Origin of the sequence: Gottfriedia sp. NPDC058432, from assembly GCF_042721555.1 — a bacterium.
Classification (GTDB): Bacteria; Bacillota; Bacilli; order Bacillales; family Bacillaceae_G; genus Gottfriedia.
Genome location: NZ_JBHXLC010000021.1, coordinates 1 through 26,704 on the forward strand (window position 1 = coordinate 1; position 26,704 = coordinate 26,704).

At 32.3% G+C, this 26,704-nt stretch carries 22 protein-coding genes; 17 read left to right on the forward strand and 5 right to left on the reverse strand.

All coding sequences use genetic code 11. The features are described from left to right. The first annotated feature begins 367 nt into the window (after positions 1-367). Both ACFWM3_RS18280 and ACFWM3_RS18285 read left to right on the forward strand, forming a co-directional pair. The gene (locus ACFWM3_RS18280) at positions 368-826 is read left to right on the forward strand and encodes a GNAT family N-acetyltransferase (RefSeq protein ID WP_390312372.1); all 459 of its coding nucleotides are present in this window, start codon (positions 368-370) and stop codon (positions 824-826) included. Positions 827-1,520: 694 nt separating this feature from the next. Further along, positions 1,521-2,408, forward strand: coding sequence for a Vgb family protein (locus tag ACFWM3_RS18285; protein ID WP_056474386.1), 888 nt, complete (start codon positions 1,521-1,523; stop codon positions 2,406-2,408). Between the two features lie 307 nt (positions 2,409-2,715). Here the strand turns inward: ACFWM3_RS18285 and ACFWM3_RS18290 are convergent, their stop codons facing one another. Then, positions 2,716-3,201, reverse strand: a complete 486-nt coding sequence (locus tag ACFWM3_RS18290) for a DinB family protein (protein ID WP_056474385.1) — start codon at positions 3,199-3,201, stop codon at positions 2,716-2,718. A gap of 1,003 nt (positions 3,202-4,204) precedes the next feature. On the opposite strand from ACFWM3_RS18290, the gene ACFWM3_RS18295 reads away from it, so the two are divergent. After that, positions 4,205-4,432 (forward strand): hypothetical protein, encoded by a 228-nt coding sequence (locus ACFWM3_RS18295; protein ID WP_390312373.1) that lies wholly within the window; start codon positions 4,205-4,207, stop codon positions 4,430-4,432. A 241-nt stretch (positions 4,433-4,673) separates the two neighbouring features. Then, a complete protein-coding gene (locus tag ACFWM3_RS18300) occupies positions 4,674-5,975 on the forward strand; it encodes an ankyrin repeat domain-containing protein (protein WP_390312374.1) in 1,302 nt (433 codons plus the stop codon). A 273-nt stretch (positions 5,976-6,248) separates the two neighbouring features. On the opposite strand, the gene ACFWM3_RS18305 is transcribed toward ACFWM3_RS18300, so the two are convergent. Next, entirely contained in the window at positions 6,249-6,458 is a 210-nt protein-coding gene (locus tag ACFWM3_RS18305) for a hypothetical protein (protein WP_390312375.1), read from the reverse strand. Positions 6,459-7,766: 1,308 nt separating this feature from the next. On the opposite strand from ACFWM3_RS18305, the gene ACFWM3_RS18310 reads away from it, so the two are divergent. Continuing rightward, on the forward strand, positions 7,767-8,288 hold the full coding sequence (locus tag ACFWM3_RS18310) for a sigma-70 family RNA polymerase sigma factor (protein ID WP_390312376.1): 522 nt from the start codon (positions 7,767-7,769) through the stop codon (positions 8,286-8,288). Continuing rightward, on the forward strand, positions 8,281-9,594 hold the full coding sequence (locus tag ACFWM3_RS18315; RefSeq protein WP_390312377.1) for a DUF4179 domain-containing protein: 1,314 nt from the start codon (positions 8,281-8,283) through the stop codon (positions 9,592-9,594). The genes ACFWM3_RS18310 and ACFWM3_RS18315 overlap by 8 nt, the downstream gene beginning before the upstream one ends. Positions 9,595-9,680: 86 nt before the next feature. Here the strand turns inward: ACFWM3_RS18315 and ACFWM3_RS18320 are convergent, their stop codons facing one another. Then, positions 9,681-10,619: a patatin-like phospholipase family protein gene (locus tag ACFWM3_RS18320; protein WP_056474365.1), complete on the reverse strand. Its 939-nt coding sequence runs from the start codon at positions 10,617-10,619 to the stop codon at positions 9,681-9,683. 311 nt (positions 10,620-10,930) lie between these two features. On the opposite strand from ACFWM3_RS18320, the gene ACFWM3_RS18325 reads away from it, so the two are divergent. From ACFWM3_RS18325 to ACFWM3_RS18345, 5 genes are all read left to right on the forward strand, one after another. Further along, a complete protein-coding gene (locus ACFWM3_RS18325) occupies positions 10,931-11,131 on the forward strand; it encodes an alpha/beta-type small acid-soluble spore protein (RefSeq protein ID WP_056474362.1) in 201 nt (66 codons plus the stop codon). Between the two features lie 289 nt (positions 11,132-11,420). Beyond that, on the forward strand, positions 11,421-11,852 hold the full coding sequence (locus ACFWM3_RS18330) for an AbrB/MazE/SpoVT family DNA-binding domain-containing protein (protein WP_286131747.1): 432 nt from the start codon (positions 11,421-11,423) through the stop codon (positions 11,850-11,852). Between the two features lie 1,024 nt (positions 11,853-12,876). Then, positions 12,877-13,029, forward strand: coding sequence for a hypothetical protein (locus ACFWM3_RS18335; protein ID WP_390312378.1), 153 nt, complete (start codon positions 12,877-12,879; stop codon positions 13,027-13,029). A gap of 191 nt (positions 13,030-13,220) precedes the next feature. Then, positions 13,221-14,177, forward strand: a complete 957-nt coding sequence (locus tag ACFWM3_RS18340) for a nucleotidyltransferase family protein (protein WP_390312380.1) — start codon at positions 13,221-13,223, stop codon at positions 14,175-14,177. Positions 14,178-14,336: 159 nt separating this feature from the next. After that, on the forward strand, positions 14,337-15,080 hold the full coding sequence (locus tag ACFWM3_RS18345; RefSeq protein WP_056474354.1) for an AlbA family DNA-binding domain-containing protein: 744 nt from the start codon (positions 14,337-14,339) through the stop codon (positions 15,078-15,080). A 100-nt stretch (positions 15,081-15,180) separates the two neighbouring features. Here ACFWM3_RS18345 and ACFWM3_RS18350 read toward each other — a convergent pair whose 3' ends face one another. Beyond that, positions 15,181-15,555: a hypothetical protein gene (locus ACFWM3_RS18350; protein WP_390312381.1), complete on the reverse strand. Its 375-nt coding sequence runs from the start codon at positions 15,553-15,555 to the stop codon at positions 15,181-15,183. Positions 15,556-15,728: 173 nt separating this feature from the next. Between ACFWM3_RS18350 and ACFWM3_RS18355 the strand changes: the two genes are divergently transcribed. Further along, positions 15,729-16,259 carry a hypothetical protein gene (locus ACFWM3_RS18355; protein ID WP_390312382.1) on the forward strand — a complete coding sequence of 177 codons (531 nt, stop codon included), beginning with the start codon at positions 15,729-15,731 and terminating at the stop codon, positions 16,257-16,259. A gap of 494 nt (positions 16,260-16,753) precedes the next feature. After that, positions 16,754-20,515, forward strand: a complete 3,762-nt coding sequence (locus ACFWM3_RS18360; RefSeq protein ID WP_390312383.1) for a S8 family serine peptidase — start codon at positions 16,754-16,756, stop codon at positions 20,513-20,515. Between the two features lie 136 nt (positions 20,516-20,651). Here ACFWM3_RS18360 and ACFWM3_RS18365 read toward each other — a convergent pair whose 3' ends face one another. Continuing rightward, positions 20,652-20,831, reverse strand: coding sequence for a hypothetical protein (locus ACFWM3_RS18365; protein WP_056474344.1), 180 nt, complete (start codon positions 20,829-20,831; stop codon positions 20,652-20,654). A gap of 695 nt (positions 20,832-21,526) precedes the next feature. Here ACFWM3_RS18365 and ACFWM3_RS18370 point away from each other — a divergent pair. From ACFWM3_RS18370 to ACFWM3_RS18385, 4 genes are read left to right on the forward strand one after another with little or no spacing between them, the layout of a single operon-like run. Further along, positions 21,527-22,120: a TetR/AcrR family transcriptional regulator gene (locus ACFWM3_RS18370; protein WP_056474343.1), complete on the forward strand. Its 594-nt coding sequence runs from the start codon at positions 21,527-21,529 to the stop codon at positions 22,118-22,120. Positions 22,121-22,165: 45 nt separating this feature from the next. After that, complete coding sequence (locus ACFWM3_RS18375) at positions 22,166-23,485, forward strand: purine-cytosine permease family protein (protein WP_390312384.1); 1,320 nt, start codon at positions 22,166-22,168, stop codon at positions 23,483-23,485. Positions 23,486-23,514: 29 nt separating this feature from the next. Further along, positions 23,515-24,609, forward strand: a complete 1,095-nt coding sequence (locus ACFWM3_RS18380) for an S-methyl thiohydantoin desulfurase family protein (protein WP_056474338.1) — start codon at positions 23,515-23,517, stop codon at positions 24,607-24,609. Further along, positions 24,609-26,189, forward strand: a complete 1,581-nt coding sequence (locus ACFWM3_RS18385) for a hydantoinase/oxoprolinase N-terminal domain-containing protein (RefSeq protein ID WP_390312385.1) — start codon at positions 24,609-24,611, stop codon at positions 26,187-26,189. Before ACFWM3_RS18380 ends, ACFWM3_RS18385 begins: the two co-directional genes overlap by 1 nt. Positions 26,190-26,704 lie beyond the last annotated feature (515 nt).

Here is a 26,704-nt window from a genome sequence, read left to right on the forward strand (position 1 = left end):
TGGAGGAGCCGTGTGCATTAATAGTGCAAGCACGGTTCTGAGAGGGTTTGGAGTTCAATTACCGAAAGGTAAAAGACTCCATTCTACTCGACTAGCCATCCATGAATCCTCATATTCACAACAGTGAATGGAAGTTTATAACGTACTCCCATGGTAGTTGAATTAGCAGTAAAAAGGCTAATAACTTAGATCCTTTATTTTATTTCCGATAACTTTTTTTATGTTAACTAACACTGTATAAGATATACATATAAAAAAATACAACTTAAAAACAATTTTCCAAACACTAGCTTTTGAACGTTTTGTTTATGATAAGATATAACAATATTTTATATTTTTAATAAACTGTATTTTAGGAGGCAAAAAATTGATATATCCATATGAAGATAAGTATTTAGCAGAAATTTTGGAAGTGTTTAATCTAAATGTTCCTGATAGTTTTGATCCATCAGAAATTATAGACCTTAAAGAATATCTAAAAAATTATGGTTCTACATACTTTGTCTATATTGAAAATGAAAAAATAGTCGGAGCTTGTGGTTATTATTTTCCTGAGACAAACTTAGGTGGAATTTCTTGGATTTTTACAGACCCTAAATATAAAGGAAAAAAAATTGGATCGAAGCTTGTTAAACATTGTATAGATGAAATTCAAATGAATAGCAGCATAACAAATATAGAGGTTCGGACATCACAATTCGCAAATGTTTTCTTTGAAAAAATGGGATTTAGGACACAGTTAGTAGAACAGGATTATTGGGCAAAAGGATATGATTTATATGCCATGACTATGCCTGTTTTAATAAATAACATAACCCTAGAATAGAGTCCCGAAAATACAGATTTGTTACCAACTAATAAAGAGCAATAGACTCATAACTAGTAGTCTATTGCTCCTTAATTTTGAATATCAAGTAATAGAAGCAACATAAGCTGGTGAAGCTTTCTTTACCAGAAACTGAGAAACTAAACCGCGAGGAGCTATCACCATCTCCAGTAATAGCAATTGCCATAGTATATATAAGTCCAATTCTTTTAATATTTTTCTTTTTAAACGGCATAGCTTTAATTAATAATATTAGTAATAATAAAAAACATTATTTAATACATTAGTAGGTTCTATAATGAAAAAAGAGTCTTTGTAGGGGTTTTTCCAACGCAAGAGGCAAGGATGTTGAAGAACATATTTTGAAGCTTGAACCTTATGATATGTAATTTAATACCTTAATTCTTATTTGATGAAGATGAATATAGGACAGAGATTAATAAAATCTTATTGAACTAACGCATTGCATTAGTTGAACAACATGATCGACTGTTTAGTCGATTTTTTTATTTCGTTAATTGGTAGTAGAGTTCAATAAGTAAAAGGGAAAATTTATAATTTGTTGAATTTAAATAATTGGATATAAATACCATATGAAAAGCTTTTGAGCTGGAAAATAGATCTTATTAATGTGTAGAAGTTTTAAAATATAAATTTATTAAGTTGAAGTTAATATTCAATGGAGGGGGCTAAAATGAATTTTAATCTGCAAGAAATAAATCTTCCGTTTTCTGATTCAGGTCCATATGGAATAGCTGTTTCGCATGATGGGAAAATATGGTTTACTCAACATAAAGCAAACAAAATTAGTTGTTTTGATCAAGAAGGACATATTCAAGAGTATACTGTTCCCACACCTAATGCTAGAGTGATGTGTTTAACAGTATCTTCAAAAGGGGATGTTTGGTTTACGGAAAATGGAGCCAACAAAATAGGAAAGCTCTCTACAAGTGGTGTATTTACAGAATTTCCTTTGCCGCATCCAAATTCAGGCCCGTATGGAATTACAGAAGGACAAAATGGGGATATCTGGTTTACTGAGATGAATGGAAATCGGATTGGTAAATTGACTACAAAAGGGAAGATTCATGAATATGAACTACCTAACAAAGGCTCATATCCTTCTTTTATTACACTAGGATCTGATAGCTCACTTTGGTTTACTGAAAACCAAAACAATGCTATTGGTAAAATAACGGAATCTGGAGAATTAATGGAATTTCCAATTCCTACACCCGCATCAGGACCTGTAGGCATTACAAGGGGAAATGATAATGCACTTTGGTTTGTAGAAATAATTGGGAATAAGATAGGGAGAATCACTTATTCTGGAGAGATAATAGAATATGACATTCCTACACCAAATGCACGCCCCCATGCTATTGCTGTTGGAGAAGAATTTGATTTATGGTTTACTGAATGGGGTGCAAATAAAATAGGAAGATTGACAAGAGACCAGGCAATTGTGGAATATACAATTAAAACACATAATGCAGAACCTCACGGAATTGTATGTGACAAGGATGGAGTCGTTTGGTTCGCCTTAGAATGTAACAAAATCGGAAAATTAACCTTGATATAATAAGAGGTATGTTTTTGGCTTGTTAGATATATTAAAATGAAAACTGAATTGGGAACTCTCATAAAATACCTATATCTTATGAGAAATCTCTTATTTTTTTATTAGGTCTCTATTCCACATGTTGTAGCTTACAAGCTGCATAATTGCAGTTATTCCACCTGCTCCTGAGTGTTATTTAACTATTGCAATGTGTTTTAGTTGAATAAGTCCTATATAATCCCAATTACTTAACCTAAAAAAGCTACCGTCGATGGTAGCTAGAATTTATACTTATAAAAGAAATTGATTAAATTATTTTCTTTCTTAACTAATTATTCGAATGAGTGGCAAGACCTCGCCCAATTAGATTTGCAGAAACAGGTTGTTTCCCGATTTCCCTTGCCCAAATTGATAATTGTCCTATATGGTGAATTTCATGAGCAATGGTATGTCTAATGATTTCACCCCAAGTATCCGTCACATTTCTTCCATCTGGTAAGGTATCGTAAAATAAACGATTTTCCATTTCATTATCCCAGTTGTCTACAAAATTTTTCACTTCAATATGAAATTTAGCGTCCAATTCACGAACTTTATCTAAGCTTTTATAAGCATTGAAATTCTCCTGAAAATCAGATTTGCCTTGTAATACTCGAATCCAGCTCCACTCTACATCAACTATATGAAAAAGTGTATGTAAAATACTACCCATTCCACCAGAGCGGTTCAACAGTAGTTCTTCTTCACTTAACTCTTCACACCACCTATACCATTCTTCTCTTACCGACCAATTATATCTAAAAAACATTTGCAAATATAACCCCTCCTAAATTAAGCATTTAAAATAATTCATTAAGAATATTATCAAAATTTGCTAACTAAGAGTAGTTCAACAAGCAATAGTTAAATTCCTTGTTGAACTAAAAGTAAGAGTAATTTCAATAGAGGCTCGCTTATGCTTATTCAAGTAAATGACAGGTTAGATGCATAAGGATAATTTAATTCCTGTGAAAAAAAGGAGAAATTCCCCCAAGTTACTGTTAATGAATTTATATATATAATTGAGTAATTAACAATATTATTTATTTTTCTTTTCATATGAATTAATCAAGCTTTTACATTTTGATTTATAGATAAATAAAAATTTATGGAGGGATTAGAACTGTCATTATTAAAGAAATATATAAAATGGCTTTTTAAGAATAATGTTAGAAAATATGATTTAGCTGAATTCCTAGCTGAGATGTTTTTCCTTTTGATATTTTTTTCGTTGCTTTCGCATATGAAAATTTCTTTTAAGTTATTCCTATTAACGTGTTTTTTTATGATAAACCTAGCTGTATTATGTGAGGATAATATAAGAAAAATGCTAGGTAAATTTAATATACGATTTCCAAAATGGATAAGTTTTATTACATTTCCAGTATTTTTAATATTCATTTTTATCTATAATTATTAATTTAAAAATTCATAGTACTTATTGAACTGTGCTGTGCGATAGTTGTACAAGAATTTATGATTAAGTAAATAGTGCGGAGGTATTTCGATTGTTAAAAAATTTGAGATTAATATTAGTTTGATAGGCTTAATTTTGGCTTAATAACTAAGAATTTTTCATTAACGCCTTATATGCTCTTATTCATAGGAGCAACGTTATTTGTTGGCAAGTATATCTGAATTTCAACTGAAACGAAATAAAATAGGTACTATTAGTTTCATAGTATCTTTGCTTGTGTTCTTAGTATCAATACAAGGATTCCTATTCAACTAAAGCATGCGAAAATACATAAAGAAATAAAATAAAGAAGGAGGTTATTATGGCAACATGTCAAAATTGTAATTATAAATGGACAAAGAAATCGATATGGAAACTAGGATTTTCAAAAAACGGTGCAATTTGTACAAATTGTGGTCAAAAACAATTTATATCTTTCGAAACAAAGATTTTAATGACTCTCGTAGATTTATTACCAATAGTTGGAGTTGTTGCACTTTTTCTTTATCCTTGGTACGTAAAGTTAAGTAATTTTGAGGAAGGGAAATAAAATTATATTTCAAAACTAGTTGAATAAAAATAGCAGCCATTCGCTGCTATTTTTATTTATCTATGTGGCAGTTTAATTCAATATTATTTTTGCTTTTGACATTGCATCACGAAGGAATATTGTTAAAATTGAGAATAGTTTCTGTTCCGTAATATAGGGTTTTCATGCATAATAATAATTAATGAAATACTTCTTATATTTCATTTACTCTCCATGATTAAACAAAAGGAAAGAAGAAAAAATGAAAAAGACAATTGTTTACTTCAGTTTGTTAGTGAATTTAGTTTTGGTAGCGTCATCATTCTTATTTAATATGGGTTGGTTAAGAGTATTTGCCTTAACATTATTCTTACCATATACGATCGCATTAACTATTATTAACTTCTTATATGTATCGAAGTGTTTTAAAATTAATTCTATTCAAAACATGAAACCTTTAATTTTAACAAATGGATTTTATTTTCTCGCAAATATAATTCTTCCTGATTTTGGTGATGTTGAAGGATCTTATGCTTTTTTTGGATTGATAAAGAATGTTCCAGATTTTTTTATACTGGTTTCAATTACTTTTGCAATTGCACATATGGTATTTCTTGTTATTAGTCTTAAAGAAATGAGGAAAATGACGAAGATTAAAAAAGTACTCCTTTTAAACAAAAAACTACTACAAAATGCAAAAACACCTACTAAAATAATAGTTGGAACAGTCATTACGCTTGTTGTGATCTCGCTGATTGGCTATAATACCAATCAAAAAGCTGGTGGGGATACAAAGAAAATAGAAAATTTAAATGAAGCTATTCGAAAAAATAATATCAAACAAATTAAAAGGTACATTGATTCTGGGATAAACTTGAATAGAACTGATACAGCATCACAACAAGAAGGGGTAATTTTCCCTGAAAGCCCCCTTTATGTTGCGTGCGAAAAATCAAATCTAAAAATAGTAAAACTACTTTTGGAAAATGGTGCTAAACCAGTTCAAGTAAAAGGGACGGCCAATTCTCCTTTAACAGAAGTATTTGCTTACTATAATAAAGATGATTTAGAATTGGCGAAATTGTTGATTAAACAAGGAGCAGATATAAATTATGTTGAGCAAATGACAGATGCAACGCCTGAAGGAATGATGCCTATATTGGAACTTGCTTATTCTCAACCAGATAGCATGAGTTCCATTCCAAAGAGTGAGGCAAATGAAGGAGTTCTTGAAATCTTTAGATTCTTAGACACTATACCTAATGTAGACTTTAATGTCAGTACAAATTACGGACATGTCTTAACAATTGCAGCCCGTCAAAATAATTTACCTTTGTTAAAATATCTAATAGAGGAAAAGAAAATGGATATTAATCTAAAAGATAAAGAAGGCTACACAGCACTTTATTATGCAGCAGGGTCCACAGAAGAAGTAAAAATGGTTGAATATTTACTTGGAAAAGGTGCTGATAAGACAATTGAGAGCAATGGCAAAACACCTTATGATGCTGCTTTTGAAGTTTCCTCAGAGCGTTCTATGGAATTGCTTAAGTTAGACAAATAAAAATAAAAATTCCAGATCTTTTATGAATGCTAATGCAATTAACGCATGCAATAGTTGAACCACCTTTAAGCTGCTTCGGTAGCTTTTTTTATACAACAAAATGGCGGTCGGCTTTAACGCATATGTAATTCCTATGTCCTTACTTGTTGGTGGGGTGGCAACAGACGAACCCGATAGTACTATTTTCATCAGGAAACTTAAATAACGAGAAAGCTGCAACTATATAAATTCTAATTTAACTCCATGGATCCACTACCGTATAACCATTCCATTTCACTCCGATTTACCTTTGATTTTAACTTTATCTTTATTTCTTTTTTTCTTCCAATCTAAAAATATTAATAATAATGGACCTGTACAAAAAAATAATACCTGTAGCAAAAGAACATACAATTTATACTTAGGAAACTCTGGACCAACAACAATCAATACCGTAAACATTATGTATGAAGTTATGATTAATAATTTTTTTGCTAATTTCATAATATTATCCTCCTGTTTCAAATTGGTTGTTGCTATGACATTAAATAAAATAGCACCAGTCATTTTAAATATTTATTAAATTTTATAGGAAAGGTCACACTCCCTACACCAGTTACCGCGGAAGTTAAAATTGAATTACACTTTTTTATAACTGTGTCCTAATTTTTTTAGTAAACGTTTACGAAATTATCTTAACATTTAAAAAGTAAAATTTACCAAAACTCTTTGTCATTATTGTGAACTTTTTTTCATTTTTTCAAATAGTCGCATTTACTGCTATTGGAATTTATAAAAATGCAACAAACTATGATTCTATTAGTAAGTATTTTCTTAAATTATACTGAAAAATATTCAATCTTCACCAAAGGTTCTTTTTAAGGTAAAAATTTGTAAAGTTTTACTAAAATATTAATAAAAATTCCACTGAATTAATTCCTCAGTTTACTATAATTTAAGACATTAATAATAATGTAAAGAGGTGATCGTTTTGGTAGATAATTTGTTAAGTTATTTTCTAATCAATTCAGAGAATTAAGGAGATTCAAGGGATCATTAGGTTTCTCTATGTACGAAAGTTGAGTAATTTGTTTATTTGGCATTTTTTTCATAAACAAAAAAAAAACATCTTTAAAAGATAAAGAGTGTTAGATATGAAAAAAATTTTAGTTTCAACTTTAGCAACTGCTATTACTCTCAGCAAGTGTATCATTTGCAGAGTCGACTGATACAAATGACAACATTCAAATTACACCTATTGAACAAATAACATCTCCTATAACTAGTCGAAGTGTTGCTATTGAAACAGAGGAACACAATATAGTTATGTTGGAACGGCCTATGGAAAAATACAAAATAAATCTGGACTGGATTTTTCTATTCAAATAGCTTCAGTCGCTTCTATATCTCTCGGAGTATATTTTGCTCCAGCAGCTTTCGCAGGTGTTGCTGCAACACCTGTATCATTTCTTTCAAGCTCTAGACCTATTCTTTATACAAAAGATATTATGCAAGTAAGATATTCTGGAAAAACGAGAGTAATTCGCCATAATGTTTATGTATATTCAGATTCTAATAGGACAAAATTGATAAAATCCTATTGGCAAGAAACCATATAATTAAATAAAAAATAAAGTTAAAAAAAAGGGTGTCATAAAAGTTCTAATAATCCCCTTATAGTAGACAGTTAAAAGAAATGTGCTGTACTGTCTACTATAGGGGGAATTTTTTATGGGGAAAATTAAAAATTATTAAAACTTTTTAAGCTCTCAGGAGTCTAATGTATAGAACATCGAGATGGAGGGATTGAGATTGCAGGATCATAGTCTAGTGAAAAGGGCTATCAAAGGAGATGAGCAAGCATTTTTATCAATTATGCATGAGCATAAATTGTCATTATATAAAACTGCGCTAGCTTACTTGAAGAATAAAGATGAGGCAATTGAAGCAATTCAAGAAGTAACCTTTAGAGCTTATCAAAACATAAAAACATTGAGGGAACCAAGCTATGTAAAAACATGGCTTATTCGGATTATGATTAATTACTGTCAGGATTATATTAAGAAGAATAATAGAGTAACCTTCGACGATGAATATATTTCACAACTAGGTACGAACGAAGACTATAACTATATTGAAATAGAAGAAGCAATGTCACAGCTTGATGATACACAGCGACAGCTATTACATTTAAAATATTTTCACGATATCAAAATCAAAGATATTGCAATTATGTGGAATCGACCGGAAGGTACAGTAAAGACTTGGTTGAATAAAGCATTGAAATCATTAAGAGGAATCCTTGAAGAGAAAGGAGAAAAAGGCCGTGTTTGAAAAAGAAGAAAATGAACTAAAAAAGTTGAAAGAAAAATACGAAAACATCGGGTTACCTATTGATGAAATTGATGAGGCTATACAAATTGGATTTCAAAAAGCTAAAGAAACTAAGTTAGTAACTAAACCGAGACGGAAATCTAAGATCTGGTCTATTGTTGCAGCTGCTATTCTTCTATTGGGATTTCTTACAAGTATTCGTGTATCGCCAACCTTTGCTGATTATTTAACAAATATTCCAGGTATGGAGAAAATCGTTAAACTTATTCGTGATGATAAGGGACTAATATCAGCTGTAGAAAATAAATATGCTCAAGAAATTAATATTTCACAAGAGAAAAGCGGAATTAAGGTAACGATTGATTCAGTAATTGCTGATGAGCAAGGGATAGTGATTTTTTACACGATAGATGCAAAAGAGACACAACATAATTTTACTTTAAAAGAAGTGAGTCTCAAACCAAGTAATGGTGAAAAATTGCCAGAACATTCTTCATCATTTGATCTTCCAGTAGAAGATGAGTTAAATACTTATACTAGTAAGATTGAATATTTTTTTCAGAAAACAAACGTGCAAAAAGACTTTAACTTAGATTTAAAGATAAAGAGTAAGGAGGTTTCAGAGCAATTTTCTATTCAATTCTCTTTAAAAAATCTAGAAAAAACAAAACAAATATACGAACTAAATAAAACAGTAACGATTGAAGGGCAAAAGATAACAATTAAAAAAGTTACAGTTTATCCTCTCCGTGTAGCTGTACAAGTAAAAATGGATCCAAATAATACTAAGAAAATACTAGATTTTACTGATTTTGAACTTCTTGATCAAAATGGCGAAGTATGGTCTAAAATAACAAATGGAACTACTGCCAATATTCTTAGCGATAATGAACGAATTATCTATTTACAGAGTAATTACTTTAAAGATCCAAAAGAATTATATTTGGTTATTAATAAGCTACAGGCAGTTGATAAGGATGAAGAATATATATTAGTTGATACTGAGAAACAACAAATTCTTAAACAGCCAAAAGGAAATTATTTAACTGACTTAAAAAAAGAAGAATCAGAATTGAAGTTCACCTTAAATACAAAAAAAGAATTTCATTACTCATTGGTTGAATCAATTTTTGATGCTAATGGAAAAGTAGTTCAAACTAGCTCAGAATCTCAAGAATATGATGATGGTGGTAAGCAAGTAGTAGGAATAACAATTTCTACTAAAGATTACGTTAATCCATTAAAGCTTAAGCTGGCGTTTTATCCTGAATATATTCAAGGAGATGCGAAAATAAGGATTAAATGAGATAACCAAACGGACTAAAAATAGGAAAAACAAAAAAACGTAATCTTTTCTATGAATATCTAGAAAAGATTGCGTTTTTTAAGTTATTACAGATTGTCCACCTTATGACAGTACGGTTCAGGTGGATAGTTATGCTTAAACTTTTCAAAATCCCAAGTTCCAAGGAATTTTTTTGCTGCTTGGTATCCATTAGTGAAAAGTAGTTCCTTTTCTTTTTTTGTTAAATTGAAATCTGTGCTTGATATTTCACCAGTTTGGATTTTTATTGTTCGTTCATTTACTTCTTTTGTTAGATGTCGAAGGTCGTGTGCTTGTCTCATCGTTATAAATATTGATTTATAGAATGAGATTGGATTATGACCATCCTGAGGTTTTCCAATAATTTCATTATCTATTAAACGAAAACCAAAAGTTGGCCATTCTTGGTGATCATCGAAAATCCAAATTGGAAAATTGCTTAAGATTCCGCCATCAACAATTAAAATTGGGTAATTAAAATTAGGAGTTTTTAGTTTAATTGGTTGAAAGAAGAATGGAATTGTACCACTCATTCTAACGGCTTGAGAAATGGTTATATCTTTTGCTGATAAGCCATAATCAGGTAGGTCATCAGGTAAAACGACCATTTTACCATTACTAATATCTGAAATAATAATTTTTAATTTTCCTTCTTCTAAATCATCGAAATAGCGAATTCCTTTTTTTGATAATAAAGCTTCTAACCATTCTTCTTCAAATTCATTTTTATATAACCCATTTTTAAATAAGATATTTAATCCTAATCCGATTAAAGGAATAAAGTGCAACCATGTTTTTGTAATAAATTTCTTATAATCTAGATGATCCATAATTTCCTTTAATTCTTTCCCTGTATAGCCACTTGCTAGAAGAGCAGCAACAATAGCACCAGCAGAAGTGCCTGCCAAACGTGCCCATTCATAACCTTCTTCTTCTAAAGCGCAAATAGCTCCAACATGTCCGATTCCTCGAACTCCTCCTCCTTCAAAAATACCATCTACTTTCATTTTGTCACACCTACCTTTCAGAAAAGTGAATTATACTAATATAATATATGGGAGTTCTGTTTAAGTGTGATTAGCTATTGATGCAATCATATTTATCAATTAATTTATTTTTTGGGAAATAATCTGACAATCTTTGCAGTTGAAATTGTATTTCAAAAATCTAGAGAAACTTTATTTGCTATAAACTTTCGGATGAAACATTCAAAAAGTTGCAGAAATATTTATATGATGAATATTTTAAATTCAATATGAAATACTAACAGCAATCTGATAGTTTATATCAGAAAATTTTATTAAAGGGGCTACATATCATGGCAAACAGATCTTCAAATCAATATGTTTCACCAAATGCTGAATCTGCGATCGATCAGATGAAGTATGAAATTGCAACAGAATTTGGAGTACATTTAGGTCCAGATTCAACGTCTCGTGCAAATGGTTCAGTAGGTGGAGAGATTACAAAACGTTTAGTTCAAATGGCTGAACAAAGTCTCGGTGGCTATTCAAGATAATAGATTTAAATTGAGAGATGAGTTAATTAAAGGTAATTCGTTACCAAATGATTAACTCATCTCTTTTTGAATCTTTTTAGAAATTTTACATAATTTACCAAAATAAAAAACAAGAGATATAAAAAATCAAGAAAATTATTTTAATTTGTATTAATATTAGTAAAAATGAGTCGATATAAGTAGAGAGAAAATTAAAATAATTTGGTATTATTATACTAAACTCAATTTAAAAATAGAGAGAATTATATTGAGTATATAAAGAGATAGAAATAAATGGGGAGTTGCAAGTATGAAATCAACTGGAATTATTAGAAAACTAGACGATCTTGGAAGAATTGTTCTACCGAAAGAATTAAGAAATACAATGAATTTAGAGAATAATGCTCCATTTGAAATTCATTTTGAAGAAGGTATGATTATTCTTACAAAATATGATGAAAATTCCGGTCTAAGTGGAATTGTAAGAAAACTAGATGACTTAGGTAGAATTGTTTTACCAAAGGAATTAAGAAAAATGTTAAATCTAAATAAATATGAACCATTTGAAGTATTTATTGAGGAGCAAAGGATTATCCTAAAACAATTTGTTTCGAGTAATGCTTGTATGGTAACAGGAGTTATTGATGAAAATAATTTCTCATTTGATAGTGGAAAGATTGTAGTAAGTAAAAACGGTGCAGAAATCCTTATTAAGGAATTGCAGGAATACATAGCTAAATAAAATATCTCTAAAAGTGCTCTTTTATCTATTTAAAGTAGAAGAGCACTTTTTTTGTTTGAATTAAGTTGTAAGGAATAAGAATTAACCCTTTCTAAAGTAATATAAAGAAGCACTTTCCATGTTCTCAACGATTTACTACAAATTTGTTAAAACCCTCTAAAATACACCAAGATAATAAGACACTACATAAAATGATAATTTCCATTTTTTACATCTCCTTTTTTGTTCTATTTTTAAGTTTTCTTATTCTATTACTGTCTTGAGTTTTTAAGATTGTATGTTCTGTTTTGTTTGGATGTTTTTATTATACACGAACACTCATTCTAATGTAAGTAGTTTTTTAGAAAATTTATGAAATTTTTTGCGAACGTACAATCAGGTCATTTGTTCGTATTAAGAGGCCCTGAATTATATTTCAGGTTAAGCTGTTTTAAAAATTGATTTATTTTCAAAAGAAAAGCCGCGATTTAGCAGCTCAAAATCTTTAATATATGTGTAAATAATTAAAGAGGCCCACTAGTGGCCTCTTCTTCTTTTATTCTATACTTTTATTTATGAACCTTACTAATTTATATCCTGTAATTAATGAGAGTACATAACCTATAAAAATTAATATAGTGACTAATACATTTTGATAAATGTTAAACTTTATTAAAATAATTAACGAAAGTATAATCAGGGAAATTAGTAAGACAAACCATTTCAATTTTTCATTAGAAATATAAGATGAACTCGACTTTGTAATCTTGGTTACGAATTTTGGTAAAGATGCATAAATACCAATCAGAAATAGGCCTAAAAATGGGAATAAAACACTGTAATAAGTATTGTCAAAAGTTGCGTTTTGAAACTTAAAAATGAAGTCTAACAATAAAAATAATCCTAGCACATAAAGTAGAAAAAAACTTAAATAGCTGAATGTTTTCATAAAGTTACCCCTTTTATTAATATTTAGACTGGTTTGACTAATGTTACTAGGGATATTACAATGGTGTTTCAATTTCCATATTATACCATATGGAGGATGGGGTATGAAAAGGTAAGAAAAGTAATGTTAACTGCTGGACTATTATCGTTGGCTGGTGTACGTACTTCAAGTGATTTTGCAATAGAAATTCCAGTTGGTAAAGTAGGTATTAGCGAGAACCTAAATAAGAGAGTAGTAGACAAGCTTTAAAATCAGCCTATTGTTCCCTTAAATCAGGTCAAATCACTATACGCAAAAAAGCATAAGAAAATTACAGAAAAAGATATTTCCTACCATCTGAGAAGTAAATATAGCCTTACAAAGTAAATGTACTGAAAAAGTATGTTTCTTCCACAAATATGGTAGGATATGGTTATGGAAATGTTAGAAGGAGAAAACGTATGGGCCTAATAGAGAATCAAAAGTACTTCTTTGAAAAATATAAAATCGATGAACAGGATTTTGAAAAGTACTGTTTAGACTGGTCAAAATATATTGAAATTTATAATGAATACATATCAGAAATACCGAATCTTGAAACGGTAGCTACTTTTATTTCGGAAATACTCCGTAAAAATCCTGAAATTCATACTGTGAAATCGCGAATAAAGTATCCTGATCATTTAATTGAAAAGATTATTCGGAAGACGATAAAAGGCAAAAAATCAGACTCAGAATATGAAATCAATGTTTCGAATTATAAATCAGAAATTACAGATTTAATTGGAATAAGAGCATTACATTTATATAAATACCAAGCTGCAGATATAGATAAAACAATTAGACAAAATTGGAATTTACATGAAAAAGCGACTATTTACCATCGCTTAGGTGATATGACGAGTGAACAACATATCGAAGAAGAAAAGTTCCAGTTTTTAGTTCATGATGCAGGATATCGATCATGGCATTATGTGATTAAGTCACAAATGACAAAAGTAAATTATTTAGCTGAAATTCAAGTAAGAACGATATTTGAAGAAGGCTGGAGCGAAATAGATCATCAACTAAGGTATCCTTATGATTTAGATAATGAGATATTAAATGAACAACTTTTAATTTTAAATAGGCTTTCGGGTGGGGCTGACGAATTGGTCAATTCAATCCTTCATACTAAGATGACAATTTATCAACAAAACGAAGAAAAAGAATTTCGTGATGAAATGATTCAGGAATTATTAAATGAAATTTCTAGTTTGTCAGAGGATGGAAAATTAACTGACGAGGATAAGAAGTCACTGGAAGAGAAGATTAAGCAATTAGAAGTTAAAAAGATTAAAGTAAATTATAGTAATCTGTTTAATAATCGCTCGGTTGAATATCACTTTAAACGAAGAATATTTCCTAGCGATTTTTAGATAACTGTTATTAAAAGCCAAGGCTATATGCTTTGGTTTTTTTGCACTTTTTACCAGAAAAATTTCTACGATTTTTTAGGTGCCATTTCTTTTTTTCTAACATTAAATGTAATAACAGATCTAGTTTAGATTTTAAAAAATATGAAACTAGGTGGAATCATGGTTAAAAGGCCGATTTATAAGCAGGAATTTTTAAATACATTTAATTATGCAGACAAGAATTTTGATATTGCTTCTCTTAAAAATCTGATTGAACAATCTTTTGGAGAAAATAATGCATTGGATTTTAAGGAAACATTCGTTAGAGAGGATCAAATTGCAAAATTAATAATTGCAATGGCGAATTCTGGTGGAGGATCAATTATTTTTGGCGTAAATGATGATAATCACCCAGTCGGAATCCTTAAAGAAGAGCTAAAGGATCCAACCGATTTTCAAAGAAAATTAAATGGCTATTTACCTTCTTTTCTAATTTATCATCTTCAACAAATTGATTACGACGAGAATGAAATGTATGGATATTTTAGTGGTAAAACCTTCTTCATCATTTATATCCCCGAGCAAAATCGATATATCCCGTTTATAGCTAAAAGAGGCTCCGATAAATTATTTACAGATAAAATTTATATTCGAAAAAATACTTCAAACGAAACCGCCACAAACGATGATTTAGAAATTATTTTTAGAAAAAGGCTCATTGAACAATATGAGGACTTATCAAATATGAGTCTAAATGAGCATATGGAACAATTAAAGATCCTTTATCGGATAGCTGCAATTAGTGGTGATACAAGTAAAAACCAAAAGAGCCATAAAGATGATTTTAGTGAATTTATTGCCAGAATGATTGAAAAGAAGAAGCGGAAGATTGAGATTGTATTGGAGGTTAGTAATATTGAGTGATTGGTGTGAGGAGAGAATAAAACATAGAAACTATAGGAATGAAGATAAAACCGGGAGTATCGGTTTATCTTGCATTCCATTTTTTATTTAATATTTAAAATTACTTGTAATAAGTATTTTCTATATAATCAGCATGTCTTAAGTCCTTCTCTACTTTTTCAATTTCTTTATCTGTATTCAAGTATCGAATATATTTTGATTCTTTCGTTTTTATATAAAAGCAATCTATTTTATTAGAAGAATTATTTAGATCGTAAGTTAGGTTGATAAAGTCACCGTTTTTATAGACTGCAATAACAATACTAGAGCGTTTAATTTTTTCAGTATTATTTACTTTCATTTTATTTTTTAAATAATCTTTTTCAAGTTTTATAACCAGATTTAACTGATTATCAAACTTATTTTTATTAATACAAGCAGAAAGAGAAACTATAAAAAGTATTGTAGCGAATAAAACCAGTATTTTCACCCTCATAAATATCACTCCTTATTATTTTTTATTATAGATAAATTATTAGAGAGTAAGATTTATGAATGTTATTATTTTGTGAAATATTTATTTTTCATATAAATTTCATAGTTTCTTACTCTACTGGAATATATTTCATTTCAAGATTAGTTATAATAAGACTTAAATTTGGAGGTGAAGTGTCATTGACTTTATTTTTATTCTTCGTTTTTATTGTAGTTTCCATATTTCTATTTAAAAGAGATAAAGTCTCATTCATGCTTGTTGAAAATAACAAACTTGTTTTTAAATTGAAAAATACGAGTTGGTTTCAAAATCATTTGAAGTCAGGAATGTTCTTGTTTATTGTGAATGCAACGTTGTTTTTTACTACTTGTCTGATAATTTATCTATTAACGTATCTACTAATTCCATTTCTCCATTTGTTGGTAATGATTTTGGCCATCTTTGGAAGTTTCTTTTTGTGGATAACCGTGAATAAGGCATGGCAAGGTACGAACGCAAACCGAATTAAAATGAGTATTTTAGGAAGTAGTTTTTATATTTTATTATCGATTTTGTTTCTATATTGGTTATTAAATCTTGAACCTTCATATCCAGGTGAAGATCTGTTTATGAGTTCATTAGGATTGATGTTTGGATTAATGGTTTCGATTGTTGCATTTCTTTCTTGTTTGATAACTACAGGATTTAGTTTTAAAGGTAAGTAATTTGTTAGAAAGTCTAAGAATTTAAGGATAACCCAGGTTATTAAACTTGTATCACCTAATTTAAACACATAGAAAAAAGGGGAAGGGCACTTAATATTACAAGTTGTTAAGTGCTTTTATATATAGCAAATAACCCGATTTTTTAGCAATATTTTAATAGGTGTATTTTCTCTCTTTTGATGCTTTTCTGAGACAGATTAATAGGTTTATTTAACTAGACAATAATTTGAAAAGTAAATAACTAGTCATTTATTTTGTGAAAATAAGTGGGTTAATTTCATTTGAAAATGATTAGAAAAATTAGTGCATTTTAAAGAAACGCTGATAAACCAGGGCTTAAATAACCCAATTGACCAATTATTGAATATTCTTTATATTTTGATAATGTAGAGTGCTTTTTAAAAAGTGGTTTGGATATGAACGATTAAAATCGATTTTAATAGATTCATATGAGAAGTCGCTTTATTTATTTTATCAGAATAGGAGAGTGTAAGATGACAGGAAAGCCAAGGTTAAATAAGTATGTTACTGCGATGATGACGACAGCTCTTATTGCTGTTCCGACTTTTCAAGCGTTAGCTGCTGGGACAAGCAATAATGTTTCAAATTTATCAAATAGTAATGCTGTAGAAACGAATCTTCAAGGAATTAACGCAAAAGCAAGTACAGGGAAGCATGTGATTACTCTTATTACAGGTGATGTAGTAACTGTAACAGAGTTTGCAGATGGACAAAGTGTGATTAGTGTTGAGCCAGCGGATAAAGCTGAAGGTGGTTCACATATCATGACAGTCAATAAGGATACATATGTTATTCCAAAACAAGCGATGCCTTACTTAGCTTCTGGTGCATTAGATCGAGATCTATTCAATATTACGAAACTAATAGAGGATGGATACGATGATGCTTCTCAAAAGACATTACCTGTTATCGTACAATATTCAGAGTCTAAAACTCGCTCAAGTGCAAAGCCAACGTTAAAAGCTTCAGAGAAAACACATGAACTTGAAAGTATAAATGGGGCAGCGCTTTCTGCAGATAAGAAGGATTCGAAAGAGTTTTGGCAAGATGTTAAGAAAAATATAAAATCTGCGGATTCTACAAAATCGACAAAGTCATTAGTTATACCTGGAATTGAAAAAATTTGGTTAGATGGTCGTGTTAAGGCAACGCTTGAGCAAAGTGTTCCACAAATTGGGGCACCGACTGCTTGGAATGCTGGTTACAACGGAAGTGGCGTAAAAGTTGCAGTTCTTGATACAGGGATCGATGCACAGCATCCAGATGTAGCTGGTCAAATAAAAGAAACAAAAAGCTTTGTTCCAGATCAAGATGTACGCGATTTTCATGCACATGGTACTCATGTTGCATCTACTGTACTAGGAACAGGGGCAGCATCAGGTGGAAAATATAAAGGTGTAGCACCAGGAGCAAGCTTAATTGTAGGAAAAGTGTTAAGCAATGAAGGCTTTGGACTTGATTCATGGATTATTGATGGTATGGAGTGGGCTGCACATAATGCCAAGATTGTCAGTATGAGTTTAGGAAGCGATGAGTCAAGTGATGGAACGGATCCGATGGCACAAGCAGTTAATAATTTAAGTGCTGAGACAGGCTCTCTGTTCGTTATTGCGGCTGGTAATACAGGTCGTGAAGGAATCGGTTCTCCTGGAGCAGCAGATGCGGCACTTACAGTTGGTGCAGTTGATAAATCAGATAATCTTGCTTATTTCTCATCAAAAGGTCCTCGTTTTGGTAGTGAGGGATTAAAGCCTGATCTAACAGCACCAGGTGTAAATATTACTGCAGCACGATCTCAATATTCAACGCAAGGAAGTGGATCTTATCTTTCGATGAGTGGTACGTCGATGGCTACGCCACATGTGGCAGGAGCGGCTGCAATTCTTTCCCAACGCCATCCTGATTGGACAGGCGCACAGCTGAAAGATGCATTAATGAGTACAACTAAAAAATTAGATGATATTAAGCCGTTAGAAGGTGGGACTGGACGTCTTGATGTTGCAGCAGCGACTCTTGGTGATTTGCGTGCGACAGGTTCACTGGATTTTGGTTTCTATGCTTGGCCTCATGAAAATGATGCTTCGAAAGAGAAAACAATTACGTACACTAACGACAGTGATAAGGCTGTGACGTTAGACTTATCAGCGAAAATTACTGATAATAGCGATGCAGATGCACCTGCTGGTTTATTTAAACTTTCAACGAACAAAGTAACTGTACCGGCAAAAGGTAGTGCAAAAGTTACTGTAACACTTGATCCGAACGTAGGTGCTAATGGACAACGATATCAAGGTCAGATTTCTGCAAATGTTGATGGTAAAACAGTTGTGCATACTGCCTTGGCAATGATTAAAGAAGAGGAAAGATATCCACTAACGTTAAAAGCAATTGGACGCGACGGTAACCCTGCCTTGGCGTATATTAATCTACTTGGCCCAGATGGTGTTCCAGATTTTATTGCAGTTAATGGTACAACTGAATTACGCCTAAAACCAGGAACTTATTCTGCAATGTCAATGATGGATGTTGATACTGACACTGACCACGCTGGCGTTGCACTTGTTGGAAATCCTGAAATTAATTTAGATGGTCCTCAAACTGTTACATTGGATGCACGTAAAGCGAATGAAATTACAGCAAACGTACCAAATAAAGCAGAAGCAAGTTTTAGAAAAATGGAATATTATCGTGAAATTGATGGCAGCAATGTTAGTGACATCTATGTGATGCCTGTTACAGTTGATAAGATGTATGCTGAGCCAACTAAGAAAGTTAAAAATGGAAAATTTACATTTAACACGCGATGGAGATTGATTGAACCATATATGACAATCAATTTCAAAGGCAATGAATTAGATGATATTCCACAAGCTGGAAGTACATTACTAGATGGAAAATACAACTTAGACGCTGTTTATGTAGGTAAAGGGGCTCCAGCCGATTATAAGGGATTAAATGTTAAAGGTAAGGCTGTTATCGTTGATCGAAGTGATGAAGTAACTGGTATGGAGCGCTCAGCAGCAGCATATGCAGCAGGTGCAAAACTAGTTATTACTGTAAATGATGGACCAGAAGAAATTAGTGAATATGTTGGAATTGAAAATGATGATTATTCACTTTCAGATTCTCCAATTTCGGTTGTAGCAATCAGTCAAACAGAAGGTAAAAAACTGATTGAGCAAGCAAAAGACAAAAAAGTAAAACTTGACGTAGTAGGTACTCCTAATACGAAATACGTTTATGATCTTGTTGACAACCATGACAATGCAATTCCAAATGACGTAACTTATTCACCTAAAGCGAGCGACCTTGTAAAAATTAATGCTGAATACAAATCAGATCAAGCTACAGCAGGTGGCGAATTCCGTTGGGATATTCCATCTTACCGACCAAATGGAGTAGGTTACCAAATGAAATTAAATTTACCATCAGTTCGAACTGAATGGGTTTCTGCTCAAAAAGGCACTTCTTGGTATCATCAAGCTAGCGTGCTAGATGCGGCTTGGGAAGTACGCCAACCAAAAGCAACATACAAACCAGGAACAACATTAGATGAAGAATGGTTCTCACCAGTTGCTCGTCCTCGTTTAGGTGATGGCTTCTGGAAACCTTATCGTACAGGAAACAACTTAGTCATCAACATTCCTGCATGGGCTGATTCTGGGGTAGGAAGCACAGGTTCAGAATCTAATTATCCAGGTTCACAAACATTAAAACTATACCAAGGATCAAAACTAGTAAAAGAAGCAAAAGGACAAGCGATCTACTCATTTAACGAATACCCAACTGCAAATACGCAGTATAAAGTAGTTAGTGATGCTTGGCGCGACCCACAACGCTTTGATAATTCTGTAAAAACACATACAGAGTGGACATTCTGGTCTAAAGAACAAGAACAATATCAATCAGAACTTCCATTAATCTCGCTTGATTACAATGTAGAAACTGACATGAATGGTGATGCAAAATCAGGCCGTTGGGTCGATTTAGAAATGAAAGCTATTCAAGTAGCTGGTGCACCAGGAAACGGTAAGATGAAAGGTGCAACATTAGAAGTTTCATATGATGAAGGCAAGACTTGGGAACTTGTTGATTTAAATCGTGAAAAAGATGGCTGGAAAGCTAGAATTGAAAACCGTAAAAATGCATCTTCTGTATCATTAAGAGCAAGTGCTTGGGACGATGCAGGTAATAGTATTAATCAAGACATTATTAAAGCTTTTGGATTGAAGTAAATAAAGTAAGAGAGGGCACCTTCCTTTAGGGAGGTGCCTTTTAAACTGCCAATACTTGTCGCACATAAATGAAAATTATCCATTCTCAACATCAAAAAAGGCACCTTCCACTTAGAAGGCACCTCTCCATTATTAATTATTTTTGATCAGCTTTTTCAGCGTCTAATAATTCTTGCATGAATTTAAGATTATATGTATGGCTTTCTTTCAGTCTGCTGTGTCTTGTTAGTTTAATTAAATTTTGATAATAAGCGATTTCTTCCTCTAGTGATGAAATGACATTTGTACGATATTCTTTTAATTCTTGTTCGTTCATTTTTCATTCCTCCTATAATAGGGATTTAATAATTTAAGTATATCACTAATATGGAAAAATAAATCAAATTTCATTGTGAAAGAAGTATGATTACACAAAATTTACAAAAAATTGTAGTTCAATTAATTCCTAAATAGACAAATTAGTGCCTTAAAAAAAGCGATCATCTTTTTAGAAAATGATGACCTGAGAGTTTTCATAAATTATTTAAAATATTTTCTGAAAAATCATTGTATTCTGTGTTTTGTGGTGGTAATATAGCTACAATATATTTTTTTAGTGAATGGAGGGAATCAAGAAAGTGCCAAAATATTAAGTTTAGTTAATATATTTTTTTACCCCTTACCTAACAAGTGTTAGGTAGACTTTACAAGAAAGGCACTATGCTAAAAAAGAGCAATCATATTTTTTTTACCCTTTACCTAACAAGTGTTAGGTGGACGCTGTAAGATAGGCACCATGCTAAAAAAAGAGCAATCATATTTTTTTACCCTTTTACCTAACAAGTGTTAGATAGGAGTTGCTACCTTATTTTTTTAGCTGTTATCTAACGTACATTAGTTAGGTATTTTAAGAAATAAATAATAGAAAATATAAATGATTGAGTGAAAAGTAAGGTAAATTAGCAATCTTATTTTTTTAACTCTTTACCTAACAAGTGTTAGGTAGGTTTTATTAGGGGGATCTGTATAACGATGACAACTAAAACGACAAAATCAACAAAAGAAAGTATTAAAGAAGCAGCAACAAAGTTATTTGCAAAAAAAGGATATTCTGGAATGACACTTAGAGAAATAGCTAATGAAGTTGGGATTAAGGCACCTTCTGTTTATGCTTTTTTTGAGGGAAAGGATGATATTTTTCTAGCTGTATATAAGGAAACTTTGGATGGGCATTTATCAATCGTAGAATCACAGTGTAAAAGCAATCAATCTACTAAAGTTCAACTCTACTCTATTTTAAAATCAGCGATCGATTTTCAATATCAAGAGGGTTTAAAAGCTAAAATTCTAGTTCGTCTGATGACATCTCCACCAGAGTTTTTAAAAGATGATATTATGAAACGATTTGGTTCAATGGAGCTAGATGAGTATAAAATTCTTTCTGAAATTTTTAGACTTGGGATCGAGAAAGGAGAAATGAAGGATTCGGATTGTCATGCATTAGCTATATCGTTCCAATGTATAATGGACGGGCTGTTCTGGCAAATGCATCGACATAGTGAAGAGGAAATATATACAAGATTGGATTTAACATTTAATCAGTTTTGGAATGGAATTTCACAATAAATAAAGGTTTATTAACTGGTGAAAAATAATGGGGAGGTCAGATTAATGGAAAATAAGTCAAGTATTGGAGATGATTACTCACTATCAAGGGTTCCTCAATCGGCTCGATTACCGATGTGGGATATTATGCTTGTGCGTGTTGGTGCTTTAGCAACATTATCTCAGTTTATGTTGGGTGCTTCATTAGGATATGGTATGACTTTTTGGCAGGCGTTTTGGGCGACGATGTTCGGAAGTGTTCTGCTGCAAATTGTTAGTTTTCTATTAGGTTATGCCGGGGCACGCGAAGGACTTTCTACTAGTCTATTGTCTCGTTGGACCGGATTTGGTAGATATGGCTCCAGTATTATCGGCTTTGTTGTTTCCATTTGTTGTATTGGTTGGTTTGGCGTACAGAACTCAGTTTTTGCAAATGGTTTAGTCGAGGCAACTAATGGTAAATTGATCCTTCCCGTGGCTGCTGCGATTACCGGAATAGGCGTAACTGTTTTAGTTATTTTTGGATTTAAACTATTAAGCTTAACAGCGAAAATTGCAGTACCTGCTTTTCTGATCGTAGTAGGATTTGGAGTTTATAAAGTTCTTAGTGATCATTCGATTATTAGTTTAATAGGAACGCCTCCTCCAGGTCAGTCACTTTCAATTGGAGTTGGTGCAACAATGGTTGCCGGAGGATTTATGATCGGTGCTGTTATTACACCAGACTTTAGTCGCTTTGCTCGAAGTGGTAAAGATGTTTTTTGGATGACGACAATAGGTACTTTAGTGGGTGAATTAGGAGTTAGCATGATCGCTGTATTGATGTCACATGCTGCAAAAACAAATGATGTTGTGAGTATTATGCTACAAACATCTGGTTGGATTGGTGCAGCAGTTGTTGTTTTCTCTACGGTAAAAATCAATAACTTGAACTTATATTCTTCTTCTTTAGGATTTACGAATATTATCGATACAATTTTTAAAATGAAAGTAAATCGTGGAATTGTAACACTTGTAATTGGATTAATCGGATCTTTATTATCGATTCTTGGTATTCTTGACCGTTTTGTAGATTTTCTAGTTTTCCTTGGCGTCATGATTCCACCGATTGCCGGAATTATGGTCATTGATTACTTTGTGTTAAAAACATATCGAAAAGCGTTAGATGAAAGTAAGGAAAAGGGAACTTTACCGGCGGAACCTGAAAAGATTAATCCAGTGACATTAATCGCATGGGCAGCAGGATTTGCAGCTGGTTATTTTATAAAATTTGGTATTCCATCAATTAACTCACTTGTATTAAGTGGAATTGTTTATTACTTCGGTGTTTTAATTTTAAAAGCAATTAAAAATAAACGAGTAGTGGATGAAAAAATTACCGCGTAAGATTTCTGAATATTGGAGGTATTCTAAAAATGAGAAAAATAGGAAAACAGGAAATTGAAGATATTGCTGTAGGTGCTGCTTTACTAGGTACAGGAGGCGGGGGAGACCCATACATAGGTAAGTTAATGGCTTTACAAGCGATTGAAGAATATGGCGAAATCACTTTATTAGATGTAGATGAAGTACCGGATGATGCATTAATTGTTCCATCAGCGATGATGGGTGCTCCAACTGTATTGCTTGAAAAAGTTCCAAGTGGTGAAGAGATGTTTAGTGCATTTCAAAACCTTGAATCTTATTTAGGAAAGAAAATTTATGCAACGATGCCAATCGAGGCTGGTGGTCTGAATTCGATGATCCCTCTTGCTCTTGCAGCAAAGCTAGGATTACCTGTTGTTGATGTAGACGGCATGGGAAGAGCATTTCCAGAATTACAAATGGTTACATTTTACTTAGACGGCATTTCAGCAACACCAATGGTTCTTGCTGATGAGAAAGGGAATAATTCTGTTCTATCAACAATTAACAATCTTTGGACTGAACGGATAGCTCGTGCAGCAACGATCGAAATGGGTGGTTCTGTCATGACTGCCATTTATCCGATGACAGGAAAAAATTTAAAAGATAGTGGAATCCGTAATATTCTTCAACTTGAAGAAGAGTTAGGAAAAGCAATCAGACTTGCAAAAGAAAACAATGCAGATCCAGTTAAAGAAGCATTAAAATGTGCGAAAGGCTTTGAACTATTCCGTGGAAAAGTAACAGATATTAACAGAAAAACTGAAAGCGGATTTGCTAAAGGGATCGCAACATTTGAGGGCATTAATGAATATAAAGGGGAAACATTAGAAGTTCGTTTCCAAAATGAACACTTATTAGCCCAAACAGATCAGCGTTTACTTTGTGTCACACCGGATTTAATTGCTGTACTTGATGCAGAAACAGGACTTCCAATTACAACAGAAGGTATTCGATATGGCGCAAGATGCGTAGTAGTCGGAATTCCTTGTCATCCAAAATGGAGAACAGAAAAAGGAATTGAAACAGTAGGGCCTAAATACTTTGGCTACGATGTTGACTATATTCCAGTAGAAGAACTTGTTAAAAAAGGAGTGACGTTATAATGAGTACATATAGAATTGGCATTGACGTTGGAGGAACGCATACTGATGCAGTGCTTTTAGATGAAAATAATCAAGTAGTATCTGAAACGAAATCACCTACAACAGAAGATGTTGCAACAGGTATTTATACAGCATTAAAGAAAATTATCGGCGATGCGAATGTACCAAGAGAACAAATAAAATACGCGATGCTAGGAACTACACATTGTACAAATGCAATCGTTGAAAGAAAGAGATTAAATAAAATCGCAGCGATTCGGATTGGAGCTCCAGCTACTTTAGCGGTAAAACCTCTAGTTGGTGTCCCTGATGATCTTCGTGAAGCACTTGGTAAATATGTCTATCTAGTACGCGGTGGTCATGAATTCGATGGTAGAGAGATTGTTTCTTTAGATGAAGCACATTTATACCAAATTGCGCATGAAATCGAAGGGAAAGTTGATTCGGTAGCGATTACTTCTGTATTTTCACCTGTTTCGAAAGAGCATGAAGAAAGAGCAAGTGAAATTATTAAGGAAGTTCTTGGAGAAGATGTTGCGATTTCATTATCTTCGGAAATCGGTTCTGTAGGATTACTAGAAAGAGAGAATGCTACGATTATCAATGCTACAGTTGTAAATGTTGCAAAAACAGCGGCTGATGGATTCATTAATGCACTAAAAAACGAAGGGATAGAAGCAAAGGTATTTTTCGGACAAAATGATGGTACGTTAATGTCTGTAGAATATGCCGTGAAATATCCTATTTTTACAATCGCTTGCGGTCCGACGAACTCACTACGTGGAGCATCTTATCTGACTAAAAGTTCAGATGCAATTGTTGTAGACGTAGGTGGTACAACATCAGATGTTGGCGTTTTAATTCAATCATTCCCACGTGAATCTTCTCTTGCAGTCGAAATAGGCGGAGCGCGAACAAACTTCCGTATGCCTGACCTAATTTCAATCGGACTTGGCGGAGGAACGATTATTCGAATCAAGGATAATGGAGAATTCACAGTTGGACCTGATAGTGTCGGGTATCGCCTTCCAGAAAAAAGCTTAATTTTCGGTGGAGATACATTAACTACAACAGACGTAGCAGTTGCTCTTGGAAAAGTCGAGCTAGGAGATGCATCAAAAGTAGCTCATCTAGATAAGGAGCTATTAAATAAAGTTTATGTGAAAATGGTTGAGTTAGTTGAAGAAGCAATCGACAAGATGAAAACAAGTGCAGAAGATGTGCCGGTTATTCTAGTTGGGGGTGGAAGCATCCTTCTTCCTGAAAATTTAAATGGAGCTTCAGAAGTCATTCGACCGCAACATTCAGGTGTAGCCAACGCAATTGGCGCAGCTATTTCACAGGTAAGTGGTCAAGTAGAACGAATTTATAAATTAGTGGAATTAACTCGTGATCAAGCACTGGAAATAGCAAAGGATGAGGCGAAAAAAGAAGCAATCAAGGCAGGTGCTGATCCAAATAATCTTGTCATTGTTGATATTGAGGACGTGCCATTGGCTTACTTGCCAGGTAATGCAACTCGTGTACGTGTGAAAGCAGCTGGGGATTTGGCACAGGTTGAGGTTAATGAATTAGTATAAAGAACGAGGCACCTTCTTTTTTGGGGGTGCTTTTTTTGTAAGTTGACAATATTGGATGAAAAACAATTGTGAAAAGTACGGATAGCGCTAGGGTTTGTACTGCAAATAAGTATTGTGGTTCTGCAAATAAGAGGCTTATACGTGCAAATAAAAGGTGAACTGCAAATAAATTTAGGAAATCTGCAATTAAAATTAGTAAAACTACAATTAAAATTATTAAAAATGCAAATAAAATCAACATAACTGCAATTAAAATTTCTAAAACAGCAAATAAGTTAAAATAATACTCATACCAGTTTGGGTATTATTCCAAAAAAATTAGGCATTACTAGTTAATTTCTAATGGTAAACTGTAAAATTGCTCTAATTCTTTCTAGAAGAACGGCCAATTATCTTTATAATGATTGGAAATTTTACTCGAGAAGTGTCTCCAAGATATTACTATCCCCATAAAAAAATCCCCACCATAGGACAGAACAATCTTTTCTTTTGACTGTCTTCTATAAGGGAATTCT

Bases quoted from the DNA above. Each gene is read 5' to 3' on its own strand.
- ACFWM3_RS18380 (WP_056474338.1), top strand. From the start codon at position 23,515: ATGAGAAAAATAGGAAAACAGGAAATTGAAGATATTGCTGTAGGTGCT.
- ACFWM3_RS18385 (WP_390312385.1), top strand. From the start codon at position 24,609: ATGAGTACATATAGAATTGGCATTGACGTTGGAGGAACGCATACTGAT.
- ACFWM3_RS18300 (WP_390312374.1), top strand. From the start codon at position 4,674: ATGAAAAAGACAATTGTTTACTTCAGTTTGTTAGTGAATTTAGTTTTG.
- ACFWM3_RS18295 (WP_390312373.1), top strand. From the start codon at position 4,205: ATGGCAACATGTCAAAATTGTAATTATAAATGGACAAAGAAATCGATA.
- ACFWM3_RS18285 (WP_056474386.1), top strand. From the start codon at position 1,521: ATGAATTTTAATCTGCAAGAAATAAATCTTCCGTTTTCTGATTCAGGT.
- ACFWM3_RS18340 (WP_390312380.1), top strand. From the start codon at position 13,221: ATGGGCCTAATAGAGAATCAAAAGTACTTCTTTGAAAAATATAAAATC.
- ACFWM3_RS18325 (WP_056474362.1), top strand. From the start codon at position 10,931: ATGGCAAACAGATCTTCAAATCAATATGTTTCACCAAATGCTGAATCT.
- ACFWM3_RS18330 (WP_286131747.1), top strand. From the start codon at position 11,421: ATGAAATCAACTGGAATTATTAGAAAACTAGACGATCTTGGAAGAATT.
- ACFWM3_RS18345 (WP_056474354.1), top strand. From the start codon at position 14,337: ATGGTTAAAAGGCCGATTTATAAGCAGGAATTTTTAAATACATTTAAT.
- ACFWM3_RS18370 (WP_056474343.1), top strand. From the start codon at position 21,527: ATGACAACTAAAACGACAAAATCAACAAAAGAAAGTATTAAAGAAGCA.
- ACFWM3_RS18335 (WP_390312378.1), top strand. From the start codon at position 12,877: ATGGGGTATGAAAAGGTAAGAAAAGTAATGTTAACTGCTGGACTATTA.
- ACFWM3_RS18305 (WP_390312375.1), bottom strand. From the start codon at position 6,458: ATGAAATTAGCAAAAAAATTATTAATCATAACTTCATACATAATGTTT.
- ACFWM3_RS18320 (WP_056474365.1), bottom strand. From the start codon at position 10,619: ATGAAAGTAGATGGTATTTTTGAAGGAGGAGGAGTTCGAGGAATCGGA.
- ACFWM3_RS18375 (WP_390312384.1), top strand. From the start codon at position 22,166: ATGGAAAATAAGTCAAGTATTGGAGATGATTACTCACTATCAAGGGTT.
- ACFWM3_RS18360 (WP_390312383.1), top strand. From the start codon at position 16,754: ATGACAGGAAAGCCAAGGTTAAATAAGTATGTTACTGCGATGATGACG.
- ACFWM3_RS18350 (WP_390312381.1), bottom strand. From the start codon at position 15,555: ATGAGGGTGAAAATACTGGTTTTATTCGCTACAATACTTTTTATAGTT.
- ACFWM3_RS18365 (WP_056474344.1), bottom strand. From the start codon at position 20,831: ATGAACGAACAAGAATTAAAAGAATATCGTACAAATGTCATTTCATCA.